Source organism: Streptomyces sp. NPDC002133 (assembly GCF_040296405.1).
Lineage (GTDB): Bacteria > Actinomycetota > Actinomycetes > Streptomycetales > Streptomycetaceae > Streptomyces.
This window is the reverse complement of the sequence record NZ_JBEOXF010000134.1, coordinates 1-2716: the sequence shown is the minus strand read 5'-3', so window position 1 is coordinate 2716 and position 2716 is coordinate 1. Positions and strand designations below refer to the sequence as shown.

The 2716-nt window shown below is 67.7% G+C and carries 3 protein-coding genes; all 3 read left to right on the top strand.

Going from position 1 to position 2716, the window contains the following annotated elements:
• The first annotated feature begins 207 nt into the window (after positions 1-207).
• A complete protein-coding gene (locus ABT078_RS42395) occupies positions 208-1257 on the top strand; it encodes an LLM class flavin-dependent oxidoreductase (protein ID WP_351237806.1) in 1050 nt (349 codons plus the stop codon).
• Positions 1250-2281, top strand: coding sequence for an LLM class flavin-dependent oxidoreductase (locus tag ABT078_RS42390; protein ID WP_351237804.1), 1032 nt, complete (start codon positions 1250-1252; stop codon positions 2279-2281). Before ABT078_RS42395 ends, ABT078_RS42390 begins: the two co-directional genes overlap by 8 nt.
• A 4-nt stretch (positions 2282-2285) precedes the next feature.
• On the top strand, positions 2286-2716 hold a 431-nt coding region (locus ABT078_RS42385), incomplete at its 3' end, for an NADPH-dependent F420 reductase (protein ID WP_351237802.1).

Below are 2716 nucleotides of genomic sequence, written 5' to 3'. Positions count from 1 at the left end.
GAGAGTTCGGAGCGGAGCGCTTCCGTGGTCTCGATGAAGTCCTGCCAGATCTGCAGTTCCTCGGTGGTGGGGAACGCTCTGTGCCGCTCTCCCATGGTGCCACCCCCTTTGGTTGACACGTCAATCATGTTGTGTGAATGATTGACGTGTCAAGCAATCGGCTGCCGCGCGACACCGGATGTCCACGGCTGCCAGTAGGAGGAGTCCATGACAGCCACAGCGTTCGAATTGGGGCTGAACTCGTTCGGGGAGGTCGCGACCGACGGCGGCCGGCCGCTGAGCGATGCCGAGACCGTGCGTCTGTTGATCGAGGAGGCCAAGCTGGCCGAATCCGTGGGGATCGACACGTTCAGCGTCGGCGAGCACTACCGCGCAGGCCACAACGACAGCGCCACCCCGGTCCTGCTCGCCGCGATCGCCACCGCGACGGAACGCATCCGGCTCGGCACCTCGGTGACCGTGCTGAGCACCAACGACCCCGTACGGCTCTACCACGAGTTCTCCACGCTGGACGCCGCCTCGAACGGCCGCGCCCAGCTCGTACTGGGGCGGGCGTCGGCCACCGAGTCGTTCCCGCTGTTCGGCTACGACATTGCCGACTACGAGGAGCTGTTCGAGGAGAAGCTCGACCTGTTCATGCGCCTCCAGCGCGAGGAGACGGTGACCTGGTCGGGCCGGTTCCGGCCGCCGCTCGTCGAGCAGCGACTGCGTCCCCGGATGCCACACGGTGGCATTCCCACCTGGATCGGTGTGGGGGGCAGCCCGAACTCCGTGGTCCGCGCGGCCCGCTACGGGCTGCCGCTCATGCTGGCCATCATCGGTGGACGCCCCCAGCGGTTCGCCGGCCACGTCGAGCTCTACCACCGCACGCTCGAACAGTTCGGGCACGCCAGGCAACCCGTCGCCCAGCACTCGCTGGGGCTCATCGCCGACAGCGACGAGGAGGCGATCGAGACCTGGTGGCGCTACTGGCAACCGGTCGTCGCCGCCCTCGCCGAGGAGCGCGGATTCTACAAGCCGACCCGCGAGCGCTACCTGTCGGAAGTCGGCAAGGGCGCGCTCTTCGTCGGCTCCCCCGAGACCGTCGCACGCAAGATCGCCACGATGGCCCGCGATCTGCACCTCAGCCGTTTCGATCTCAAGTACGACGTCATGCACCTCCCCCGTGAAGCCCGGGCTCGCACGATCGAGCTGCTGGGCCGCGAAGTCGCCCCGCTGGTGAAGGAACTGCTCGCGAAGGAGCCCGCCCATGTCTGATCTCGTCTTCGGCCTGGACACGTTCGGCGATGTGCCGGAGGACGACTCGGGTACTCCGGTGTCCGACGCGCGGGCCATCCGGCAGGTCCTGGAGGAGGCCGTTCTCGCGGAGGAGACCGGCGTCGACGTGATCGCACTCGGTGAACACCACCGTCCGGAGTTCGCGATCTCCTCCCCGGAGACGGTACTTGCCGGCATCGCCACACGTACCAGCCGTATCCGGCTCGCGTCCGGCGTGACCGTGCTGAGCTCGGACGATCCGGTCCGCGTGTTCCAGCGGTTCTCGACCGTGGACGCGCTCTCGAACGGGCGCGCCGAGGTCATCCTCGGGCGCGGCTCCTTCACCGAGTCCTTCCCGCTCTTCGGATACGACCTGGCCGACTTCGACGTGCTGTTCGAGGAGAAGATCGAGCTCTTCGCGAAGCTGCTGGAGGAGAAGCCCGTCACCTGGAGCGGCAGCAAGCGGCCGCCGCTCGAGGGCGCCGACGTCTTCCCCAAGACCGAGTCCGGGCACCTGAGTACCTGGGTCGGTGTGGGCGGTTCGCCCCAGTCGGTCATCCGCACCGCGCACTACGGGTTCCCTCTCATGCTCGCCATCATCGGCGGCAGCCCGGAGCGCTTCGCGCCGTATATCGACCTCTACCAGCGAGCCGCCGACAAGTTCGGTACGACCGCTCACCCGGTCGGAATGCACTCGCCCGGCTTCATCGCCGACACGGACGAGGAGGCCCGGGAGCTGCACTATCCGCACTACAAGGTCATCCGTGACCGCATCGGCGCGCTGCGAGGCTGGCCGCCGCTCCGCAAGGAGGAGTACGAGGCCGACATCGAGCACGGCTCGCTCTACATCGGCTCGCCCGAGACCGTAGCCCGCAAAATGGCCCGCGCCATCAAGACGCTCGGCGTCGGCCGTTTCGACCTCATCTACACCACCGGGGCACAGCCGATCAGCGCCCGCCTGCGCACAGTCGAGCTGTACGGCACCAAGGTGCTCCCGATGGTCCGCGACATCCTCGCAGGCTGACGCCATGAACGGAGCAGAAATGGACACCACTGGCACCACCACTGCCGCCGCTGCCGTCCGCACGGTCGGCATCCTGGGTGCGGGGAAGGTCGGCACCGTGCTGGCACGCCTGGCTCTGGAAGCCGGCTATCACGTGCTCATCGCCGGATCGGGCGACCCCGCCAAGATCGCACTCACCATCGAAGTCCTCACCCCCGGCGCCGTCCCGGTCACCACGGCGGACGCCGCGGAGGCAGACGTCGTCATCCTGGCGCTCCCGCTCGGCAAGTACCGCACGATTCCGGCCGAGGCGCTGCGGGGCAAGCTCGTCATCGACGCCATGAACTACTGGTGGGAGGTGGACGGCATCCGCGACGACCTCACCGACCCGCTCACCTCCTCGAGCGAGATCGTGCAGGCGTATCTCGCCGGAGCGCGGGTGGTCAAGGCGTTCAA